This is a genomic window from Pseudomonas sp. VA159-2, from assembly GCF_024126635.1.
In the GTDB taxonomy this organism is placed as follows: Bacteria; Pseudomonadota; Gammaproteobacteria; order Pseudomonadales; family Pseudomonadaceae; genus Aquipseudomonas; species Aquipseudomonas muyukensis.
The window spans coordinates 311,658-333,119 of record NZ_JAMYBV010000003.1 but is presented as its reverse complement, the minus strand read 5'-3'; the positions used below and the strand labels follow the sequence as shown (position 1 = coordinate 333,119).

The window sequence follows — 21,462 nt, the reverse complement described above, 5'->3', positions numbered from 1 at the left end:
GCGACACAAGGCCGCTCCTACAGGGGATCGTGGATTCTTGTAGGAGCGGCCTTGTGTCGCGAAAGGGCCGCACAGCGGCCCCCGCTTCTCCATACCGCTTACTGTGCCTGATAGATCTGATCAAACACCCCACCGTCGTTGAAGAACTTCGGTTGTGCAGTCTTCCAGCCGCCGAAGTCCTTGTCGATGGTCACCAGGTCCAGTTTCGGGAACTGCTTGCCGAATTCAGCGGCAACCTTCTCGTCACGCGGGCGGTAGAAGTTCTCGGCGGCGATCTTCTGCCCGGCCGGGCTGTACAGGTGCTTGAGGTACTCGGTGGCGATCGCGGTATTACCCTTCTTCTCGGCGTTCTTGTCCACCACCGCCACCGGCGGCTCGGCCAGGATCGACAGCGACGGCACGACGATCTCGAACTTGTCGCCACCGCCGTCCTCCTTGAGCGCCAGGAAGGCTTCGTTTTCCCAGGCCAGCAGCACATCGCCCTGGCCGTTGTTGACGAAGGTGATGGTCGAGCCGCGGGCGCCGGTGTCCAGCACCGGCACGTGCTTGAACAGCGTCTGCACGTACTCCTTGGCCTTCTCTTCGCTGCCGCCGGCTTTCAGGCCATAGGCCCAGGCGGCGAGGAAGTTCCAGCGGGCGCCGCCGGAAGTCTTCGGATTGGGAGTGATCACCGAGACGTCCGGCTTGATCAGGTCGCCCCAGTCCTTGATGCCTTTCGGGTTGCCCTTGCGCACCAGGAACACGATGGTCGAGGTGTACGGGGTGCTGGCCTGCGGCAGGCGCTTCTGCCAATCCTCGGGCAGGGTCTTGCCGAGCTTGGCGACTTCATCGATGTCGCCGGCCAGCGCAAGGGTCACCACGTCGGCGCGCAGGCCGTCGATGACCGCGCGTGCTTGCTTGCCCGACCCCCCGTGGGACTGCTGGATCTTCACCTTGTCGCCCGGGTGGGCGGCCTGCCAGTGCTGGATGAACTCGGCGTTGTACTGCTGGTACAGCTCGCGGGTCGGGTCGTAGGACACGTTCAGCAGTTCGTAGTCCTTGGCGATCGCGGAACCGGCAAAAACAGCGCTGGCCAGGGCGGCCAGGGCATAACGGCGGATGGACATGGTGAAGCTCCCGATTGGCATTTTTCTAGTTTTGAAGTGATGCGGTATCAGCCAGACTTGTTGCCGGGCTGCTGCAGGCGGAACTTCTCCTTGCGTTCGATCTGCACCACCTGGGCGTTGTGCACGGTGATCTCCACCGCGCCGAAGCGCAGGTCGCGCAGGGCACTCTGGATTTCCCGCAGGATGGTGGTTTCGTCCTGACCGTCGATGCTGCGCAGAGATGCACTCATGCTCGTTCTCCTGTGAGTAAGGGTGCCGGGCAGAGGTTCTGAAGGGGATTTGCGCCTGGCGTGAAAGCCATACTAGAGAGGCGCGGATATTCTTAAAAATACTGTTTAAGAATGTTTATATAACCAACGATGAGCAGCATTCCTGTAGGAGCGGCCTTGCGTCGCGAAAGGGCTGCGCAGCAGCCCCGGCAGCCTTGCATGATGCGGAGATCCTGGGGCTGCTGCGCAGCCCTTTCGCGACACGAGGCCGCTCCTACAGGGGTCAGTGTTGGGTTTTGGCGGTGTGCTCCGGCTCGCGGATCTTGTACCAGGCCACATACAGCGCCGGCAGGAACAGCAGCGTCAGCAGCGTTGCACTGATGATGCCGCCGATCATGGCGTAGGCCATCGGCCCCCAGAACACTTCCCGGGCGATGGGGATCATGCCCAGGCTCGCCGCCGCGGCCGTCAGCAAGATCGGCCGGCGCCGGTGGTTGGTAGCCTCGACCACCGCGTCCCAGGGGGCGAAGCCCTGCGCCTCGAACTCGTCGATCTGGGTCACCAGGATCACCGAGTTGCGGATGATGATGCCGATCAGCGCGAGGATCCCGAGGATCGCCACGAACCCCATCGGCGTGCCCGTGGGCACCAGCGCCAGGACCACGCCGATCAGCCCCAGCGGCGCCACGCTGACCACCAGGAACAGCTTCTGCACGCTGTGCAGCTGGACCATCAGGAAGGTCGCCATGAGGAACAGCATCAGCGGCACCACCTGGCGAATCGGCCCCTGGGCCTTGGCGCTCTCCTCCACGGTGCCGCCGGTGGCCACCTCGTAGCCGGCGGGCAGCTGGCTGGCGAATTTATCGATATCCGGCTTGAGCTGGGCCACCAGGTCGGTGGGCTGGATCTCGCCGTTGACCGAGGCCTTGATGGTGATGGTCGGCTTGCGGTCGCGGCGCCACACCAATGGCTGCTCCAGCTCGTAGCGCACGGTGGCGAAGGCCAGCAGCGGAATCGAGGTGCCATTGGGGCTGACGATCTGCAGGTTCTGCAGGGTATCGGGCGAGCCGCGCTCGCTGTCCTCGGCACGGGCGACCACGTTGACCAGGTAGATGTTGTCGTTGACCTGGGTGATCGGCACGCCGCTGACGATGCTGTTCATCACGTTGGCCACGTCCTCGGACGACAGCCCGAGCTGGCGCGCCTTGTCCTGGGCGATCTCGACCCGCAGCACTTTGCCCGGCTCGTTCCAGTCGTAGATCATCTCGCCGATGTGCTCGTTCTGGTCGAGCAGGGTGGCCAGGTCGATGGCGTGCTTGCGCACCTGGTCGATGTCCTTGCCGCTGACCCGGTACTGGATCGGCCGGCCCACCGGCGGGCCCATTTCCAGCGACTGGACGTTGGTGCCGATGCCGACGAAGTCCCGGGCCAGGCGCTCCTGCAGGCGCTGCATCAGCCCGCCGCGCTCCTCCAGGCCCTTGCTGACGATGACGAACTGGGCGTAGTAGGGGTTCTGCAGTTGCTGGTCCAGGGGCAGGTAGAAGCGGATCGCGCCCTGGCCAATGTAGGTGCTCCAGCTGACGATGTCCGGGTCGTCCTTGAAGGTGGCCTCGAAGCGGTCGACCACCTTGCGCGTCTCCTCGATCGAGGCGTTCTGCGGCAGGTTGAGGTCGACGAGGATTTCCGGGCGGTCCGACGACGGGAAGAACTGGTTCTGCACGAAGCGCATGCCCACCACCGACAGCACGAACAGCACGATGGTGCCGATCACCGTCACCCAGCGGTGGCGCAGGCACCACAGCAGGCCATGCTCGAACGCGCGCCCCACCCGTCCCGGTTCGGCCTCGTGGGCCTTGAGCTTCTTGCTGTCGAGAATGTGCACGCCCAGCACCGGGGCGAAGAACACCGCGACGATCCACGACACCAGCAGCGCCACGGCGATCACCGCGAACAGGGTGAAGGTGTACTCGCCCGCGGAGCTGGCGTTCAGGCCGATCGGCACGAAGCCGGCCACGGTCACCAGGGTGCCGGTGAGCATGGGGAAGGCGGTGGAGGTATAGGCGAAGGTCGCCGCCTGCTCCTTGGTCTCGCCCATTTCCAGGCGCGTGACCATCACCTCCACGGTGATCATCGCGTCATCCACCAGCAGGCCCAGGGCAATGATCAGCGCGCCGAGGGAAATCCGCTGCATGGTGATGTCGGTGTATTCCATGAACACGAACACCATGGCCAGCACCAGCGGGATCGAGCAGGCCACCACCAGCCCGGCGCGCACCCCCAGGCTGACGAAGCTCACCACCAGCACGATCACCACGGCCTCGAACAGCGCGCTGGTGAAGCCACCCACCGCCTGCTTGACCACCACCGCCTGGTCGGAGACGGTATGCACCTCCACGCCCACCGGCAGGTCGTTGGTGATCTGGTCCATGCGCTCGCGCAGCAGTTTGCCGAACACCTGCATGTTGCCGCCGGCCTTCATGCCGATGGCCAGGCCGATGGCGGTCTGGCCGTTGTAGCGAAACATCGGCGACGGCGGGTCGACGTAGCCACGCTCGATGTCGGCCAAATCGGCCAGGCGGAAGAAGCGGTCGTTGATGCGCAGGTTGACGGTTTCCAGGTCCTTCTCCGAGGCGAACTGCCCGGTGGTGCGCACCGAGATGCGCTCGGGCCCGGCCTCGATCACCCCCGCCGGGGTCACCGCGTTCTGCGCCTGCAAAGCCTGCATCACCTGGCTCTGGTCGATGCCGAAAGAGGCCAGCTTGCGGGTCGAGAAGTTCAGGTACAGCACTTCGTCCTGGGTGCCGATCAACTCGATCTTGCCGATATTGGGCACATCGCGCACCTCGGCACGCACCTGCTCCACATAGTCACGCAGTTGGCGCAGGGTCAGGCCGTCGGAGGTGAAACCGTAGATCGAGCCGTAGACGTCGCCGAATTCGTCGTTGAAGCCCGGGCCCTGGATGCCCTTGGGGAACTGGCCGCTGATGTCCTGGATCTTCTTGCGCACCTGGTACCAGATTTCCGGGATGTCCTTGGCCTTGGTGGTGTCGCGCAGGTACACATAGACCGTGGACTCGCCCGGCCGGGTGTAGCTTTTCACGTAGTCGAGCGAGTCCAGTTCCTCGAGTTTCTTCTCGATGCGGTCGGTGACCTGCAGCAGGGTCTCGTCCTGGGTCGCCCCCGGCCAGCGGGTCTGGATGACCATGGTCTTGATGGTGAACGAGGGGTCTTCCTCACGGCCCAGGTTGAGGTAGGAGAACACCCCCATCACCAGGCTGACGGCCATCAGGTACCAGACGAACGACTGGTGCCGCAGCGCCCACTCGGACAGGTTGAAGCTTCCTTTCATCGTGCGTCCTCGTCGAAGGTGACCTTCTGGCCGGGCTTGAGGATGTTGACGCCAGCGGTAACCACTCGCTCGCCGGGCTGCACGCCGCCCGCCAGGACGATGCGCTGCGCGTCACGCTCGAGCAGTTGCACGTCGCGGGTGGCGACCGTCTTGTGCTGCGGGTCGACCACCCACACCTGGGTCTTGCCGTCGCGCTCCAGCAGGGCGGTGCGCGGCAGTTCGCTGCGCGGGCTGACCGCCGAGCTCAGGGTCACGCTGACAGCGGTGCCGAGGTGGAAGGTATCCGGGGTGCTGGCCAGGGTCAGGCGCGCGCGCCGGGTGCGCGTGGTGGCGTCGGCCTGGGGCTCCAGCTCGCGCAGGGTGGCGGTGGTGCTGATGCTCGGCTCCAACTGCAGGGCGACGGTGAAGGTCAGGTCCTTGCTCAGCTGCTCGGCCAGGTAGGTGGGCAGGTCGATCACTGCCTCCTTGACATCGGGCCGGGCCAGGGTGACCACCGCCTGGCCGGCACTGACGGTCTGCCCGGCTTCGGCCTGCCAGGCGGTGACCACGGCGGCGTGGTCGGTGCCCAGGGTGCTGTAGTCGAGCTGGTCACGGGCCTGGCTGACCGCCGAACGCGCCTGCTCCAGCGCGGCACCGGTGGTCTTCAGGTTGGTCTGGGCGATGTCCAGCTGGGCCTGGGCCCCCACGCCGCGGTCGTACAGCTGCTGCTGGCGGCGGGCGTCGGCCTGGGCATTGATCCACTGCGCCTGGACCTTGGCCAGGTCGCCCTCGGCGGCGCGCAACTGGTTCTGCTGGTCGGTCGGGTCGAGGGTGGCCAGGGTATCGCCGGGCTTCACCTGGGCGCCGACATCGACCCAGCGCCGGGCGATGCGCCCCGAGACGCGAAAGCCCAGGGTACTCTCGAAGCGTGCCTGGATGGTCCCGGCAAAGCGCCCCAGTTGTGCCTGCACCTGGGGTTCGACCAGGGTGGAAAGCACTGGCCGGATCGGTTCGGCCTGTTCCTTGTCGCTGCCACACGCGGCCAGCAGCAAGGCGGCTGGCAGCACGATCATCAGGCGGTTCATTGCGCACCTCCGGCGTCACGGGCGTCGATCTTCTGCACCTGCATGCCCGGGTGCAGCAGCTGGGCGCCGCCAACCACCACGGTCTCGCCGCCCTTCACGCCCTCGGCGATCACCACCTTGCCGGTCAGGTAGCGCCCCACCTGGACCTTGCGCAGCTCGACCTTGTCGCCCTCGCCCACCACCCACACCGCCGGCTCGTGCAACGCCTTGGTCAGCGCCGCCCACGGCAGCTCGATGCTGGGCCGGCTCTGGGCATTGGTCGCGGCGGTGACCGGCGAGCCGAGCTGCATGCCCGCCGGCACGTCGCGCAGGGCCACCTTGATCTGCACCGTGCCGCTCTGCGCCGACACGGTCGGGGTGATCTCGCGTACATGGCCCTTGGCCTGGATCTTCGGGTCGTCGAGCAGGCTGACCGTCACCCCTTCATCGCTCGGCCCGCCCACCAGCAGGGACTCATAGACGTTGAACACCGCGTCGCGGTCGCCATCCACGGCCAGGCTGAAGATCGGCATGGTCGCCTGCACCACCTGGCCGACCTCGGCCTGGCGCGCGGTGATCACGCCGTCCGCCTCGGATACCAGCCCGGTGTAGCTCAACTGTTCGTTGGCATTGGCCAACTGCGCCTGGGCAGCCTTGAGCGCGCTCTGGCTGCTGCGCAGGGCGGCCTCGGCGGCGTCGTACTCGCTCTGGCTGGTGTAGCCCTTGGGCAGCAGTTTTTGCTGGCGGACGAACGCGGCGCTGGTCTGGGTGACGCGCGCCTGCTCGGCGAACACTTCGGCCTTGGCCGAGTCGACGTTGTTCTGCAGGTCTTTCGGGTCCAGCCGCGCCAGCACCTGGTTGGCCTTGACGTGGTCGCCCACATCGACGCTGCGGGAAATGATCTTGCCGCCCACGCGGAACGACAAGTCGGTCTGTACCCGCGCCTGAACGTCGCCGGTCAAGGTGACCCTGGCGGCGAAGTCGGTGGGCTTGACCTGTTGCACCACGACCCGCGGCAACGCCGGGGCGGCTTCTTCCTGGCTACAGCCCGACAGCATGAACAGCAGCCCCAGGCAAACGACCATCGGCGGACGCGTTACCGTCATGCAGGCTCCTTTGCTTCTTCGAATGGTGGGAGGGACGCGATTGAAAGCGTAGATCAGGGATCGACAAACGGCATTGACCAGGGTTCAACAAAGCGCAACGGGATCGGCGATACTGCCAGCCAACCGCTCAAGGACGCCGCCGATGCTGACTACCCTGGCCATTGCCAACTACCGCTCGATCAACCAGCTGGTGCTGCCGCTGGGGCGGCTGAACCTGATTACCGGTGCCAATGGCAGCGGCAAGTCCAACCTCTACAAGGCCCTGCGCCTGCTGGCCGAAACAGCCCGCGGCGGCGTGGTCAACGCCCTGGCGGCCGAGGGTGGGCTGGAGTCGACGTTCTGGGCGGGCCCCGAGAAGATCAGCCGGCGCATGCTCAGTGGCGAGGTGCCCGTCGAAGGCGGTCCGCGCCAGCAGGCCAGGCGCCTGAAGATGGGCTTCACCGGCGAGGACTTCGGCTACGCCATCAGCCTCGGCCTGCCCGAGCCAAGCCGCTCCATGTTCGCCCTCGACCCGCAGATCAAGCAGGAGACCATCTGGGCCGGCGCGCTATGCCGCCCGGCCAGCCAGCTGGTGCAGCGCAACGCAGCGAGGGTCAAGGCGCGCGATGGCCGCCAGTGGCAGGTGCTGCAGCAGCACATGACCGAGTTCGACAGCCTGTTCGACCAGGTCGGCAGCCTGCAAGGCTCGCCAGAAGTGCTGCATCTGCGCGAACAGATCCGCAGTTGGCGCTTCTACGACCACTTCAGGACCGACGCCGAAGCACCGGCCCGCCAGGCACGGCTGGGTACGCGCACCCCGGTGCTGCACCACGATGGCCGCGACCTTGCCGCCGCCTTGCAGACCATCGACGAGATCGGCGACCTGCAGGCGCTGCAGGAGGCGGTTGGCGATGCCTTCCCCGGCGCCCGGCTGACCATCGACGCCCAGCCCGGCGGCCTGTTCGGCCTGCGCTTTCACCAGGCCGGGTTGCTGCGCCCGCTGAGCGCCGCGGAACTGTCCGACGGCACCTTGCGCTACCTGTTGCTGGTGGCCGCCCTGCTCACCCCGCGCCCACCCAGCATGATGGTGCTCAACGAGCCGGAGACCAGCCTGCATCCGGACCTGCTGCCGGCGCTGGCACGGCTGATCCGCCGCGCGGCGCAGCATTGCCAGGTATGGGTGGTGTCGCACGCGCCGCGGCTGGTGGCGGCACTGGAGGAGGACGACGACTGCAATTCGATCCACCTGGAGAAGACCCTGGGGCAGACCGGGATCGTCGGCCAGGGCATGCTCGACGAACCGGCCTGGTACTGGCCGGATCAGGGCTGATCAGACGCAAGCCGCAGGAGCCAGCTGCTGGCGAACCAGGCACCGCGGTGCCTGGCACCGGCTATGCCGGTGTTCGCCGGCAAGGCTGGCTCCTGCGCTAATCACCTGGTTCAGGCTTGCGCCGCGGCCGGGGCCGGGCGACGGGCCTGGGGCTGCGACACGTTCGCCGCGGCGCCCTCTTCGATCGCCTGCTGGATCGCCCGGCGGCGGCGCTCTTCGGCCTGACGGCTGAAGTACCAGACCAGGAAGGTCACCAGCGACACCGACAGCAGGATCAAGCTGGCGATCGCGTTGATGTCCGGCTTCACGCCCAGGCGCACGGCCGAGAACACTTCCATCGGCAGGGTGGTCGAGCCAGGGCCGGAGACGAAGCTCGCCAGCACCAGGTCATCCAGCGACAGGGCGAACGACATCATGCCGCCCGCCGCCAGCGACGGCGCGATCATCGGGATGGTGATCAGGAAGAACACCTTCCACGGCTTGGCGCCCAGGTCCATGGCCGCCTCTTCGATGGACAGGTCCAGCTCGCGCAGGCGCGCCGACACCACCACCGCCACATAGGCGGCGCAGAACGTGGTGTGGGCGATCCAGATGGTGACGATGCCGCGCTCCTGCGGCCAGCCGATCATTTGCGCCATGGCCACGAACAGCAGCAACAGCGACAGACCGGTGATCACCTCGGGCATCACCAACGGCGCGGTGACCAGGCCGCCGAACAGCGTGCGGCCCTTGAAGCGGGTGACCCGAGTCAGCACGAAGGCCGCCAGGGTACCCAGCGCCACCGCCGCCACCGCGGTGTACAGGGCGATCTCCAGCGAGCGCATCACCGAGCCCATCAGCTGCGAGTTGTCGAGCAGGCCGACGTACCACTTGATCGACCAGCCGCCCCACACCGTCACCAGCTTCGAGGCGTTGAACGAGTAGATCACCAGGATCAGCATCGGCAGGTAGATGAACAGCAAGCCGAGCACCAGCATCAGCTTGGAGAAACTGAAGCGTTTCATGCGCGGCCCTCCATTTCTTTGGCCTGGCTACGGTTGAACAGCAGGATCGGCACGATCAGGATCGCCAGCATCACTACCGCCAGGGCGGAGGCCACCGGCCAGTCGCGGTTGTTGAAGAACTCCTGCCACAGCACTTTACCGATCATCAGGGTTTCCGGGCCGCCGAGCAGCTCAGGGATGACGAACTCGCCCACCACCGGAATGAACACCAGCATGCAGCCGGCGATAATGCCGTTCTTCGACAGCGGCACGGTGATCTTCCAGAAGCTGTTGAAGGTGCTCGAACCCAGGTCCGAGGCGGCCTCGAGCAGGCTTTCGTCGTGTTTCACCAGGTTGGCGTACAACGGCAGGATCATGAACGGCAGGTACGAATAGACCACGCCGATATACACCGCCAGGTTGGTGTTGAGGATCTGCAACGGCTGGTCGATCAGCCCCAGCCACAACAGGAAGCTGTTGAGCAGCCCGTTGTTGCTGAGTATGCCCATCCAGGCATAGACACGGATCAGGATCGCGGTCCAGGTCGGCATCATGATCAGCAGCAGCAGGACCGTCTGCGATTCCTTGCGGGCCTTGGAGATGGCGTAGGCCATCGGGTAGCCGATCAACAGGCACAGCAGGGTGCTGAAGAACGCCACCTTCAACGAGCCGAGGTAGGCCGAGATATACAGCTCGTCCTCGGTGAGCAGGCCGTAGTTGGCCAGGTTCAGCACCAACTGGATCTTGCTTTCGACGTAGGTGTAGATCTCGGTGTACGGCGGGATCGCCACGTCGGCTTCGGCGAAGCTGATCTTCAACACGATGAAGAACGGCAGCATGAAGAACAGGAACAGCCAGATGAACGGCACGCCGATCACCAGGTGCCGCCCCTCCGGCACGATGCGCTGGAACGCTCGCTTGAGCTTGCGCAGCTTCATGACCGCAGTACCACGCCGCTGTCGTCTTCCCACCACACGTAGACTTCGTCGTCCCAGGTCGGGCGGGTGCCCTGGCGCTCGGCGTTGGCGACGAACGACTGGACGATCTTGCCGGTGGGCAGCTCGACGTAGAACACCGAGTGGCCGCCGAGGTAGGCGATGTCGTGGACCTTGCCGCGCGACCAGTTGTGCTCGAACTCAGGCTGGGTGGTGGTGACCAGCAGCTTTTCCGGGCGCAGGGCGTAGGTGATGTGCTTGTCCTCGACCGAGGTGGTGACCCCGTGGCCGACGTAGATCTTGCGCTCCAGCTCCGGGCTGGCAATGATCGCGTGGCCTTCGGCGTCGTCGATCACCTCACCTTCGAACAGGTTGACGTTGCCGATGAACTCGCAGACCAGGCGGCTGGTCGGCGTTTCGTAGATATCCACAGGCGAGCCGATCTGGGCGATCCAGCCCAGGTGCATGATGGCGATGCGCTGGGCCATGGTCATGGCCTCTTCCTGGTCGTGGGTCACCATCACGCAGGTCACGCCCACGCGTTCGATGATCTCGACCAGTTCAAGCTGCATCTGCGAGCGCAGCTTCTTGTCCAGCGCGCCCATCGGCTCGTCGAGCAGCAGCAGCTTGGGACGCTTGGCCAGGGAACGGGCCAGGGCCACGCGCTGGCGCTGGCCGCCGGACAGTTGGTGCGGCTTGCGCTTGGCGTACTGGGTCATGTGCACCAGCTTGAGCATCTCGGCCACGCGGGCGTCGATCTCGGCCTTGGGCATCCTATCCTGCTGCAGGCCGAAGGCGATGTTCTGCGCCACGGTCATGTGCGGGAACAGCGCATAGGACTGGAACATCATGTTGATCGGCCGCTCGTAGGGCGGCATGTCGGTGATGTCGACGCCGTCGAGGAAAATCCGCCCTTCGGTCGGGCGCTCGAAGCCGGCCAGCATGCGCAGCAAGGTGGACTTGCCGGAACCGGAGCCACCCAGCAGGGCGAAGATCTCGCCCTTGCGGATTTCCAGGGACACATCGTCCACGGCTACCGTTTCGTCGAACTTTTTCGTGACCCGGTCGATCTTGACCAGCACCTGCTTGGGTTGCTGGCCACCCTCGAGGGCTTTCTTATAGGCACCGGAGGCAACTGCCATGAGTGAAACTCCCAACAAGATTTGTTTGCCCGCCGCTGCGCTGGCGGGCCTGGATTGTTACTTGCCCGACTTGACCTTGGTCCAGCTGCGGGTCATCAAACGTTGCACCTTGGGTGGCAACTCGGCGTTGACGAACATCTTGTCCAGCACTTCCTGCGGTGGGTAAACCGCGGCGTCAGTCCTCACGGCCTGGTCCATCAGGTCGCCAGCCTTGGGATTCGGGTTGGCGTAACCGACGTAATCACTGACCTGGGCGATCACCTCAGGCTTCAGCAAATAGTTGATGAAGGCGTGCGCCTGCTCGACGTTGCGGGCATCCTTGGGGATCGCCAGCACATCGAACCAGAGGTTGCCGCCTTCCTTGGGAATGGCGTAGGCCAGCTTCACGCCCTTCTTCGCTTCTTCAGCGCGGGCCTTGGCCTGGAACACATCGCCGGAGAAACCGGCGGCCACGCAGATGTCGCCGTTGGCCAGATCGGTGATGTATTTCGAGGAATGGAAGTAGGTCACGTAGGGACGTACCGCCTGCAGTTTCTGCTCGGCCGCCTGGTAGTCCTTGGGGTTGCTGCTGTTGGGGTCCAGCCCCATGTAGTTGAGCACCGCCGGCAGCATTTCGTCGGCCGAGTCGAGGAAGGCCACGCCGCACTTGCTGAGCTTCTTCATGTTCTCGGGCTCGAACAGCACCGCCCAGGAATCGATCTTGTCGATGCCCAGCGCCGCCTTGACCTTGTCGACGTTGTAGCCGATGCCATTGGTGCCCCACAGGTAGGGGACGGCGTACTGGTTGCCCGGATCGTTCCTCTCCAGACGCTTCATCAGCGACGGATCGAGGTTGGCATAGTTGGGCAGCAGCTCACGGTCGAGCTTCTGGAACGCGCCCGCCTTGATCTGCTTGCCAAGGAAATGGTTGGTCGGCACGACCACGTCGTAGCCGCTGCGCCCGGCCAGCAACTTGCCTTCCAGCGTGTCGTTGCTGTCGAACACGTCGTAGCGGGGCTCGATGCCGGTTTCCTTCTGGAAATCGGCGAGGGTGGTAGGGCCGACATAGTCGGACCAGTTGTAGATGTGCACCGTGGGCGCCGCTTGGACGCTGCAAGCCAGCGTCAGGCCCGCTCCGGCCATCAAGGCCTGGCGAAAAACAGAAATGGACAAGTGGGTGGTCCTCACAATCAGTGCCTTTGCGGGCAGTAAACCTCGGCCGCACACGCAAAACCGGCGCGCAACTTACCTTCACGGCGTGGATGCCGCAAACTTATTTGCCTCAAGCGCCCTCCAGGCCGGGAAACCCCGGCCCAGAGGTCCCTGCAACGGGCTTACTTGCCCGATTTGATCTTGGTCCAGCTGCGGGTGATCACACGCTGGGCGGCAGCCTCGGGGGCGGCGATCGCGTACAGCTGTTTCTTCACCTCGGCCGGCGGGTAGATGCTCGGGTCGCTGGTGATGTCCTTGTCGACGAACGCGGTGGCGGTCTTGTTGCCGTTCGGGAAGCGCACGGCGTTGGTGATCTCGGCCATGACTTCAGGCTGCATCAGGAAGTCCATGAACTTGTAGGCGGCGTCCTTGTGCTCGGCATCCTTGGGGATGGCGACCATGTCGTAGAAGGTACCGGCGCCTTCTTTCGGAATGATGTAGTCCAGCTTGACCTTGTCGCCGGCTTCGTGGGCGCGGGCCTTGGACTGCTCCAGGTCGCCCGAGTAGCCGACGGCCAGGCAGATGTTGCCGTTGGCCAGGTCACCGATGTACTTGGAGGAATGGAAGTAGGTGATCGAAGGACGGATGCTCAGGAACAGGTCCTCGGCGGCCTTCAGGTCTTCTTTCTTGGTGCTGTTGCTCGGCTTGCCCAGGTAGTGCAGGGCGGCCGGAAGCATTTCGGTGGGCGCATCGAGGAAGCTCACGCCGCAGCTCTTGAGCTTGGCGATGTTCTCGGGCTTGAACACCACGTCCCACGAGTCGATCTTGTCCACGCCGAGCACGGCCTTGACCTTCTCCGGGTTGTAGCCGATGCCAATGGAGCCCCACATGTACGGGAAGGCGTGCTTGTTGCCAGGGTCGCTGGCATCGCCGACGGCCTTGAGCAGGTCTTCGTCGAGGTTCTTCCAGTTGGGCAGCTTGGAGCGGTCCAGCTCCTCGTAGACGCCGGCCTTGATCTGCTTGGCCAGGAAGTTGTTGGACGGCACCACGATGTCGTAGCCCGACTTGCCGGCCAGCAACTTGGCTTCCAAGGTTTCGTTGCTGTCGAACACGTCGTACTTGACCTTGATGCCGGACTGCTTCTCGAACTTGGCGATGGTGTCCGGCGCGATGTAGTCCGACCAGTTGTAGACGTTCAACACCTTGTCTTCAGCCTGAACAGCGGTGGCCATGGCGCCCATCAGGGCGGCGGCCAGCAGCGTCTTGCCCATTTTCTTCATGCGTTATGCTCCAGAATTTATTATCAAGCCATCTGTTCAGCAGCCGGGTCCCACGGGTCACGCGCTGGGCGACTGAAACAGCCGTTAGTCTGGCAAGTTACAAGGCGCTGTTTCAACAAAAGCAGCACCTGTAACGGACTTAATGTCACCTCGCCAGCCTAGCAAACCGTCATTTGATCGCTTCGTACGTCAAATCCAGGCACTTGCGCGCCTTTTCCACCAGTTCGTCCACCTCTTGGCGGCTGATCACCAGCGGCGGCGCGATGATCATGGTGTCGCCCACCGCGCGCATGATCAGGCCGTTGTCGAAGCAGAAGTTGCGGCAGATCATGCCCACGCCCTTGCCCTCGTAACGGCTGCGGGTGGCTTTGTCCTTGACCAGCTCGATCGCGCCGAGCAGGCCCAGGCCGCGCACTTCGCCCACCAGCGGGTGGTCCTGCAGCTCACGCAGACGTTTTTGCAAGTACGGTGCCACTTCCGTGCGCGCCTTCTCGACGATCTTCTCGTCGCGCAGAATGCGCAGGTTTTCCAGGCCCACCGCCGCCGCCACCGGGTGGCCGGAGTAGGTGAAGCCGTGGTTGAAATCGCCGCCTTCGCTGATCACCTTGGCCACACTGTCACGCACGATCACACCGCCCATGGGGATGTAACCGGAGGTCAGGCCCTTGGCGATGGTCATCAGGTCGGGCGCCAGGTCGTAGTAGTCCGAGCCGAACCATTCGCCGGTACGGCCAAAGCCACAGATCACTTCGTCGGCGACGAACAGGATGTCGTACTTGGCCAGGATCTCCTTGACCTTTGGCCAGTAGGTCTCTGGCGGAATGATCACCCCACCGGCGCCCTGGATCGGCTCGGCGATGAAGGCGGCGACGTTGTCCTCGCCGACTTCGAGAATCTTCTTCTCCAGCTGCTCGGCCGCCCACACGCCGAAGGCGTCCGGGGTCATCTCGCCACCCTCGCCGAACCAGTACGGTTGCGGGATGTGCACGATGCCCGGGATCGGCAGGCCGCCCTGCTCGTGCATGCCGCTCATGCCGCCCAGGCTGGCGCCGGCCACGGTGGAGCCGTGGTAGCCGTTGACCCGGCCGATGATGGTCTGCTTGCTCGGCTTGCCCTTGAGCGCCCAGTAGTGGCGGACCATGCGCAGCACGGTGTCGTTGCCTTCGGAACCGGAGCCGGTGAAGAACACATGGGTCATGCCTTTGGGCGCCACCTCGGTGATCGCCTTGGCCAGCTCCAGCGCCGGCGGGTGGGCGGTCTGGAAGAACAGGTTGTAGTACGGCAGCTCGCGCATCTGCTTTTCCGCCGCCTGCACCAGCTCTTCCCGGCCATAGCCGACCGCCACGCACCACAGGCCGGCCATGCCGTCGAGGATCTTGTGCCCCTCGCTGTCCCACAAATGCACACCCTGGGCCTTGGTGATGATGCGCGGCCCCTTGTCCTTCAGCTGCTTGTAGTCACTGAACGGAGCCAGGTGGTGCTCGCCGCTGAGGGCTTGCCATTCACGGGTTTGCGGGTTGTTGACGCTCATGTGCCTCTCCATTTTCCGGTGGCCGCCCACAGGCAGCCTCAGGGTTGATCACACAGCAAACAGCAGGAACTCTCGCTCCCAGGAGCTGATGACGCGTTTGAAGTTCTCGTGCTCGGCGCGCTTGGTGGCGACGTAGCCGGCGATGAATTTCTTGCCCAGGTACTGCTCCAGCGCCCGGCTGTTCTCCATGCGCTCCAGGGCATCCTCGATGGTCAGCGGCAGGCGCAGGTTGCGCCGCTCGTAGCCACGGCCCTGTACCGGCGCGCTGGCCTCGATGCCTTCGACCATGCCGATGTAGCCGCACAGCAGGCTGGCGGCGATGGCCAGGTACGGGTTGGCGTCGGCGCCGGGCAGACGGTTCTCGACGCGGCGGTTCTGCGGGCCGGCATCCGGTACGCGCAGGCCGACGGTGCGGTTCTCCTCCCCCCACTCGACGTTCACCGGTGCCGAGGTATCGGGCAGGAAGCGGCGGAACGAGTTGACGTTGGGGGCGAACAGCGGCAAGGCCTCGGGGATGAACTTCTGCAGGCCGCCGATGTGGTGCAGGAACAGCTCGCTCATGCTGCCATCGGCATTGGAGAAGATGTTCTTGCCGGTGGCCACGTCGACCACGCTCTGGTGCAGGTGCATGGCGCTGCCCGGCTCGCCGGTCATCGGCTTGGCCATGAAGGTGGCGGCCACGTTGTGCTTGAGCGCGGCCTCGCGCATGGTGCGCTTGAACACCAGGATCTGGTCGGCCAGGTGCAGCGCGTCGCCATGCCGGAAGTTGATCTCCATCTGCGCCGTGCCGTCCTCGTGGATCAGCGTGTCGAGGTCCAACTGCTGCAGTTCGCACCAGTCGTAGACGTCTTCGAACAGCGGGTCGAACTCGTTGGCGGCCTCGATGGAGAACGACTGGCGCCCGGTTTCCGGGCGACCGGAACGGCCCACCGGCGGTTGCAGCGGGAAGTCCGGATCTTCGCTACGCTTGGTCAGGTAGAACTCCATCTCTGGCGCGACGATTGGCTGCCAGCCCTTGTCGGCATAGAGCTTGAGGACTTTCTTCAGGACGTTGCGCGGCGACAGCTCGACTGGGTTGCCTTTCTTGTCGTAGGTGTCGTGAATCACCTGTGCGGTCGGCTCGATGGCCCAGGGCACCAGGTACACCGCGTTCTCGTCGGGCCGGCAGATCATGTCGATGTCGGCCGGGTCGAGCAATTCGTAATAGATGTCGTCGTCGACGTAGTCGCCGGTCACGGTCTGCAGCAGCACGCTCTCAGGCAGGCGCATGCCCTTTTCGGCGATGAACTTGTTGGTGGGCGAGATCTTGCCGCGGGTGATGCCGGTCAGGTCGCTGATCAGGCATTCCACTTCGGTGATCTTGTGCTCTTTCAACCAATCGGTGAGCTGGTCGAGGTTGGTACTCATAAATACCTCAGGAGGTAATGTGGCCCGGTTGCGCAGAACCGGCCGCCACTGACGCCGGGCGTCGGGCAAAGTCGGCGCGTACGGCGCCGAGGGGCCTGGACAGGCCCGCGCCTTGATTCTGGATGCTGTGGCTGGCTAAAGCAAAACCCCCAGCGCAGAGCGGCGGCGAATACGCGCGATGGGCGTGGCCGCAGGTACGGGGCGAAGGGCGAACGGAAAGGAAGTGTTGCGCTAAAGCGTTACGAGGTATGGCCTTTTTATGCGAACCGTCAATTATTGCGGCCAGCGCAGCACCGCTTCGATGCAGGCGTGCAATGACCGGACGGCAACCGGGAGATGTACCTGAACGCACCGTGCAGGCGGCGCTGGCAGGTCTCGACAGGCGGACCATGTGACCCTCGTATTATTGTGTTCTGGGTTGTTGCCGAGCTTAGCCTCGTTCATTTTTTTACACAACTCTTCCGTAAAAAATAAAACACGGCCTGCTCGAGATAACCCTTCAGGACGAAAATAGCGGATAATGGCACGCCCCGATATGCGGCAAAACTGCCGTAGATGTGCCATTTAAGGGCATCATGGGGCTGGCTTGACTTCACCTGGTCTTTCCGATTGACTGGGGTTGCAAGCCCCCCTTGATTGATATTTTTAACAACAAAGGTGTTGCATCATGTCGGTACCCCCGCGTGCCGTTCAGCTTAACGAAGCGAACGCGTTCCTTAAGGAACATCCTGAGGTTCTCTACGTTGACCTTCTGATTGCAGATATGAATGGTGTGGTGCGCGGCAAGCGCATCGAGCGCACCAGCCTCCACAAGGTTTACGAGAAAGGCATCAACCTGCCGGCCTCCCTCTTCGCCCTGGATATCAACGGTTCGACCGTCGAAAGCACCGGCCTCGGGCTGGACATCGGCGACGCCGACCGTATCTGCTATCCGATTCCAGACACACTGTGCAACGAGCCGTGGCAGAAACGCCCGACCGCCCAGCTGCTGATGACCATGCACGAGATCGAAGGCGAGCCGTTCTTCGCCGACCCTCGTGAAGTGCTGCGCCAGGTGGTGAGCAAGTTCGACGACCTCGGCCTGACCATCTGCGCGGCATTCGAGCTGGAGTTCTACCTGATCGACCAGGAGAACGTGAACGGCCGTCCGCAGCCGCCACGCTCGCCGATCTCGGGCAAGCGCCCGCAGTCGACCCAGGTGTACCTGATCGACGACCTCGATGAATACGCAGACTGCCTGCAGGACATCCTCGAGGGCGCCAAGGAACAAGGCATTCCTGCCGACGCCATCGTCAAGGAAAGCGCCCCGGCACAGTTCGAAGTCAACCTGCACCACGTCGCCGACCCGCTCAAGGCCTGTGACTATGCGGTGCTGCTCAAGCGCCTGATCAAGAACATCGCCTACGACCATGAAATGGACACCACGTTCATGGCCAAGCCCTACCCGGGCCAGGCAGGCAACGGCCTGCACGTTCACATCTCCGTGCTGGACAAAGATGGCAACAACATCTTCACCAGCGAGGATCCCGAGCAGAACGCCGCGCTACGTCACGCTGTCGGCGGTGTGCTCGAGACCCTGCCCGCCTCGATGGCGTTCCTCTGCCCCAACGTCAACTCGTACCGCCGCTTCGGCGCCCAGTTCTACGTGCCGAACGCGCCGAGCTGGGGCCTGGACAACCGTACCGTGGCCCTGCGCGTGCCGACCGGCTCGCCGGACGCGGTGCGTATCGAGCACCGCGTGGCCGGCGCCGACGCCAACCCGTACCTGATGATGGCGGCCGTGCTGGCCGGCGTGCACCACGGCCTGGTCAACAAGGTCGAGCCGGGCGAGCCGATCGAAGGCAACTCGTACGAGCAGCTGGAGCAGAGCCTGCCGAACAACCTGCGCGATGCCCTGCGCGAGCTGGACGACAGCGAGATCCTCAACAAGTACATCGATCCGAAGTACATCGACATTTTCGTCGCGTGCAAGGAGAGCGAGCTGGAGGAGTTCGAGCATTCGATCTCCGACCTCGAGTACAACTGGTACCTGCACACCGTGTAAACGAAAACGCCGCCCACCAGGGCGGCGTTTTTGTTTTGGGCCAAGGGCTGACTCGATCCCCTGTAGGAGCGGCCTTGCGTCGCGAAAGGGCTGCATAGCAGCCCCGGCGATATCAGCTTGATGCACAAGTCTCGGGGGCGCTCCGCACCCTTTTCCGACCGGTCCGACACCTCGGCAAGGCCGCTCCTACAGGGGGCCGTAGTGGCTGTCAGAGCGACTTCTCGAAGATCTTCGAATTACGCTGGTAGTTGTACAGCGAAGCCCGCGCCGCCGGCAGTTGCTCCACGCCGCAAGGGGCGAACCCGCGCTCGCGGAACCAGTGCGCGGTACGGGTCGTCAGCACGAACAGGGTCTTGAGCCCCAACTGCCGCGCCCGCGTCTCGATACGCTCGAGCAACTCGTCACCACGCCCACCATGCCGGTACTCCGGATTCACCGCCAGGCACGCCAGCTCGCCCGCCTCGGAATCGGCAATCGGATACAGCGCCGCACAGGCGATGATCATGCCTTCGCGCTCGACCACGCTGAACTGCTCGATCTCGCGTTCCAGCACCTCGCGGGAACGGCGCACCAGAATGCCCTGCTCTTCCAGCGGGCTGATCAAGTCGAGCAGGCCGCCGACATCCTCGATGGTCGCCTCGCGCACCACCTCGAACTGCTCCTGGGACACCAGCGTGCCGCCACCGCCGCGGGTGAACAGCTCGGTGAGCAAGGCACCGTCCTCGGCGTAGCTGACGATGTGGCTGCGCGCCACACCGCCCTTGCAGGCCTCGGCGGCGGCATCGAGCAGCTCGGCCTGGTAGTCGCTGCCCAGGCGCAGCAGGTGCGGGCCGATGTGCTGCGGACGCAGTTCACGTACCAGTTGCCCACGTTCGTCCAACAGGCCCGGTTCGGCACCGAACAGCAACAGCTTGTCGGCGCCCAGTTCGATGGCGGCGCGGGTGGCGACGTCCTCGCAGGCCAGGTTGAAGATCTCGCCGGTCGGCGAATAGCCCAGCGGCGACAGCAGCACGATCGAGCGCTCGTCGAGCAGGCGGCTGATGCCCTTGCGGTCGACCCGGCGCACTTCGCCGGTGTGGTGGTAGTCGACCCCTTCGAGCACGCCGATCGGCCGTGCGGTCACCAGGTTGCCGGAGGCTACCCGCAGGCGCGAACCCTGCATCGGCGAAGCCGCCATGTCCATCGACAGGCGCGCCTCGATGGAAAGGCGCAGGGCGCCGACCGCATCGATCACGCAATCGAGGGTCGCTGCATCGGTGATGCGCATGCCACGGTGGTAATGCGGGGTCAGGCCACGAGCGGCCAGGCGGCTTTCGATCTGTGGGCGCGAGCCGTGGACCAGTACCAGGCGCACACCAAGGCTGTGCAACAGCACCAGGTCGTGGACGATGTTGCCGAAGTTGGGGTGTTCGACGCCATCGCCAGGCAGCATGACCACGAAGGTGCAGTCGCGGTGGGCGTTGATGTAGGGCGAAGCATGGCGCAGCCAGTTGACGTAATCGGGCATGACAGGGCCTGTGGATAAGTGAACGGAGAACGTAAAGGCGCACAACGTTCGAAAGTCATCGTCGGAACAGGCTTGCGGTCACGCGCGGTCTCCTCTAGGCAGGAACGAATCAGGTCAATGGACGTTTAGCTCAGGCAATAGTGCCGGATCATCTCACGCAATAGACGCACGGTAGGCTCGATACGTGACATTTCAAGGTATTCGCCGGGCTGGTGGGCGCACGCGATGTCGCCGGGGCCAAGCACCAGGGTCTGGCAGCCAAGCTGCTGAAGATAAGGCGCTTCGGTGCCGAAGGCCACAGCTTCGGCGCGGTGGCCGGTCAGGCGTTCGGCCAATTGCACCAGTTCGCTGTCGGCGGCCTGCTCGAACGGCGGCACCTCGGGGAACAGCGGCGCGTAGTCGATACGGACTTCATGGCGTTCTGCCAGCGGCGTCAGGCGACCGCGAATGGCAGCGCGCAGTTGCTCGACATCCATGCCCGGCAACGGCCGCAGGTCGAACTCCAGGGCGCACTGGCCACAGATGCGGTTGGGGTTGTCGCCACCGTGGATGCAGCCGAAGTTCAAGGTCGGGGTGGGCACGCTGAACTGCGGGTTGCGGTATTGCTCCTGCCAGCCGCGGCGCAGGTCCATCAGCTCGGCCATCACCGCATGCATGGCTTCCATGGCGCTGCGCCCCAGGTTGGGATCCGACGAATGGCCGCTGCGCCCGAGGATGTCGATGCGCTCCATGAGAATGCCCTTGTGCATGCGAATCGGCTTGAGCCCGGTAGGCTCGCCGATCAGCGCCACCCGGCCGAGCGGCTGGCCGGCCTCGGCCAGGGCACGGGCGCCGGACATCGAGCTCTCTTCGTCGCAGGTGGCGAGGATCAGCAGCGGTTGCTTGAAGTCGTGCTCGAGCAGCGGCAGCACCGCCTCGATGGCCAGGGCAAAGAAGCCCTTCATGTCGCAACTGCCCAGGCCCACCCAGCGACCCTCGGTTTCGGTCAGCTTGAGCGGGTCGCTGCGCCACAGCTGTGGGTCGTAGGGCACGGTGTCGCTGTGCCCGGCCAGTACCAGGCCGCCAGGGCCACTGCCACGGCTGGCCAGCAGGTTGAACTTGCCGGGCGTGACCTGCTGGATCTCGCAGGCAAAGCCCAGGTCGCCGAGCCAGCCGGCCAACAGCTCGATGACCGGGCGATTGGACTGGTCCAGCGCGGCCTGGGTGCAACTGACCGAGGGCGTGGCGATCAGGGCGGCGAACTGGTCTTTCAGCGACGGCAACGGCATGCGCGAACTCCTCGAAAGCATGAGGGGCATCATAGCAATGCGGCCCCTTCACCTGGCAATCCACAGAATCCTCTTGGCACAAGTGCGGTAGACTGCCCAGCAACGATGCCCC

The 21,462-nt window shown here is 64.4% G+C and carries 16 protein-coding genes; 2 read left to right on the top strand and 14 right to left on the bottom strand.

Annotated features, from left to right (window positions below):
- Positions 1-98 precede the first annotated feature (98 nt).
- From NJG22_RS05165 to NJG22_RS05145, 5 genes are all read right to left on the bottom strand, one after another.
- A complete protein-coding gene (locus NJG22_RS05165; protein WP_253093082.1) occupies positions 99-1,106 on the bottom strand; it encodes a sulfate ABC transporter substrate-binding protein in 1,008 nt (335 codons plus the stop codon).
- 47 nt (positions 1,107-1,153) lie between these two features.
- Positions 1,154-1,336, bottom strand: a complete 183-nt coding sequence (gene oscA, locus NJG22_RS05160) for a sulfur starvation response protein OscA (RefSeq protein ID WP_134688907.1) — start codon at positions 1,334-1,336, stop codon at positions 1,154-1,156.
- Positions 1,337-1,598: 262 nt separating this feature from the next.
- Positions 1,599-4,664, bottom strand: coding sequence for an efflux RND transporter permease subunit (locus NJG22_RS05155; RefSeq protein ID WP_253093081.1), 3,066 nt, complete (start codon positions 4,662-4,664; stop codon positions 1,599-1,601).
- The gene (locus NJG22_RS05150; RefSeq protein WP_253093080.1) at positions 4,661-5,728 is read right to left on the bottom strand and encodes an efflux RND transporter periplasmic adaptor subunit; all 1,068 of its coding nucleotides are present in this window, start codon (positions 5,726-5,728) and stop codon (positions 4,661-4,663) included. Before NJG22_RS05150 ends, NJG22_RS05155 begins: the two co-directional genes overlap by 4 nt.
- Positions 5,725-6,813, bottom strand: a complete 1,089-nt coding sequence (locus NJG22_RS05145) for an efflux RND transporter periplasmic adaptor subunit (protein WP_253093079.1) — start codon at positions 6,811-6,813, stop codon at positions 5,725-5,727. Before NJG22_RS05145 ends, NJG22_RS05150 begins: the two co-directional genes overlap by 4 nt.
- Before the next feature lie 142 nt (positions 6,814-6,955).
- Here NJG22_RS05145 and NJG22_RS05140 point away from each other — a divergent pair, with 142 nt between their 5' ends.
- A complete protein-coding gene (locus NJG22_RS05140; protein ID WP_253093078.1) occupies positions 6,956-8,122 on the top strand; it encodes an AAA family ATPase in 1,167 nt (388 codons plus the stop codon).
- Between the two features lie 110 nt (positions 8,123-8,232).
- On the opposite strand, the gene NJG22_RS05135 is transcribed toward NJG22_RS05140, so the two are convergent.
- From NJG22_RS05135 to NJG22_RS05105, 7 genes are all read right to left on the bottom strand, one after another.
- Positions 8,233-9,126 (bottom strand): ABC transporter permease subunit, encoded by an 894-nt coding sequence (locus tag NJG22_RS05135; protein WP_253093077.1) that lies wholly within the window; start codon positions 9,124-9,126, stop codon positions 8,233-8,235.
- Positions 9,123-10,004 carry an ABC transporter permease subunit gene (locus NJG22_RS05130; RefSeq protein WP_177414182.1) on the bottom strand — a complete coding sequence of 294 codons (882 nt, stop codon included), beginning with the start codon at positions 10,002-10,004 and terminating at the stop codon, positions 9,123-9,125. The genes NJG22_RS05135 and NJG22_RS05130 overlap by 4 nt, the downstream gene beginning before the upstream one ends.
- A 35-nt stretch (positions 10,005-10,039) precedes the next feature.
- A complete protein-coding gene (gene potA / locus NJG22_RS05125) occupies positions 10,040-11,182 on the bottom strand; it encodes a polyamine ABC transporter ATP-binding protein (RefSeq protein WP_134688914.1) in 1,143 nt (380 codons plus the stop codon).
- Between the two features lie 57 nt (positions 11,183-11,239).
- Entirely contained in the window at positions 11,240-12,334 is a 1,095-nt protein-coding gene (locus NJG22_RS05120; RefSeq protein WP_253093076.1) for a polyamine ABC transporter substrate-binding protein, read from the bottom strand.
- Positions 12,335-12,495: 161 nt separating this feature from the next.
- Positions 12,496-13,593, bottom strand: a complete 1,098-nt coding sequence (locus NJG22_RS05115; protein WP_253093075.1) for a polyamine ABC transporter substrate-binding protein — start codon at positions 13,591-13,593, stop codon at positions 12,496-12,498.
- Between the two features lie 169 nt (positions 13,594-13,762).
- Positions 13,763-15,124: an aspartate aminotransferase family protein gene (locus NJG22_RS05110; RefSeq protein ID WP_253093074.1), complete on the bottom strand. Its 1,362-nt coding sequence runs from the start codon at positions 15,122-15,124 to the stop codon at positions 13,763-13,765.
- A 48-nt stretch (positions 15,125-15,172) separates the two neighbouring features.
- Positions 15,173-16,531 carry a glutamine synthetase family protein gene (locus NJG22_RS05105; protein WP_134688918.1) on the bottom strand — a complete coding sequence of 453 codons (1,359 nt, stop codon included), beginning with the start codon at positions 16,529-16,531 and terminating at the stop codon, positions 15,173-15,175.
- Positions 16,532-17,198: 667 nt separating this feature from the next.
- Between NJG22_RS05105 and NJG22_RS05100 the strand changes: the two genes are divergently transcribed.
- Positions 17,199-18,575 (top strand): glutamine synthetase family protein, encoded by a 1,377-nt coding sequence (locus NJG22_RS05100; protein WP_134688919.1) that lies wholly within the window; start codon positions 17,199-17,201, stop codon positions 18,573-18,575.
- A 208-nt stretch (positions 18,576-18,783) separates the two neighbouring features.
- On the opposite strand, the gene argA is transcribed toward NJG22_RS05100, so the two are convergent.
- On the bottom strand, positions 18,784-20,082 hold the full coding sequence (argA, locus tag NJG22_RS05095; protein ID WP_253093073.1) for an amino-acid N-acetyltransferase: 1,299 nt from the start codon (positions 20,080-20,082) through the stop codon (positions 18,784-18,786).
- Positions 20,083-20,207: 125 nt separating this feature from the next.
- Positions 20,208-21,350 (bottom strand): acetylornithine deacetylase, encoded by a 1,143-nt coding sequence (gene argE / locus NJG22_RS05090; protein ID WP_253093072.1) that lies wholly within the window; start codon positions 21,348-21,350, stop codon positions 20,208-20,210.
- Positions 21,351-21,462: the final 112 nt, after the last annotated feature.

Bases quoted from the DNA above. Each gene is read 5' to 3' on its own strand.
- argE (WP_253093072.1), bottom strand. From the start codon at position 21,350: ATGCCGTTGCCGTCGCTGAAAGACCAGTTCGCCGCCCTGATCGCCACG.
- NJG22_RS05145 (WP_253093079.1), bottom strand. From the start codon at position 6,813: ATGACGGTAACGCGTCCGCCGATGGTCGTTTGCCTGGGGCTGCTGTTC.
- NJG22_RS05115 (WP_253093075.1), bottom strand. From the start codon at position 13,593: ATGAAGAAAATGGGCAAGACGCTGCTGGCCGCCGCCCTGATGGGCGCC.
- potA (WP_134688914.1), bottom strand. From the start codon at position 11,182: ATGGCAGTTGCCTCCGGTGCCTATAAGAAAGCCCTCGAGGGTGGCCAG.
- NJG22_RS05155 (WP_253093081.1), bottom strand. From the start codon at position 4,664: ATGAAAGGAAGCTTCAACCTGTCCGAGTGGGCGCTGCGGCACCAGTCG.
- NJG22_RS05140 (WP_253093078.1), top strand. From the start codon at position 6,956: ATGCTGACTACCCTGGCCATTGCCAACTACCGCTCGATCAACCAGCTG.
- argA (WP_253093073.1), bottom strand. From the start codon at position 20,082: ATGCCCGATTACGTCAACTGGCTGCGCCATGCTTCGCCCTACATCAAC.
- NJG22_RS05135 (WP_253093077.1), bottom strand. From the start codon at position 9,126: ATGAAACGCTTCAGTTTCTCCAAGCTGATGCTGGTGCTCGGCTTGCTG.
- NJG22_RS05105 (WP_134688918.1), bottom strand. From the start codon at position 16,531: ATGAGTACCAACCTCGACCAGCTCACCGATTGGTTGAAAGAGCACAAG.
- NJG22_RS05110 (WP_253093074.1), bottom strand. From the start codon at position 15,124: ATGAGCGTCAACAACCCGCAAACCCGTGAATGGCAAGCCCTCAGCGGC.
- NJG22_RS05150 (WP_253093080.1), bottom strand. From the start codon at position 5,728: ATGAACCGCCTGATGATCGTGCTGCCAGCCGCCTTGCTGCTGGCCGCG.
- NJG22_RS05165 (WP_253093082.1), bottom strand. From the start codon at position 1,106: ATGTCCATCCGCCGTTATGCCCTGGCCGCCCTGGCCAGCGCTGTTTTT.
- NJG22_RS05100 (WP_134688919.1), top strand. From the start codon at position 17,199: ATGTCGGTACCCCCGCGTGCCGTTCAGCTTAACGAAGCGAACGCGTTC.
- oscA (WP_134688907.1), bottom strand. From the start codon at position 1,336: ATGAGTGCATCTCTGCGCAGCATCGACGGTCAGGACGAAACCACCATC.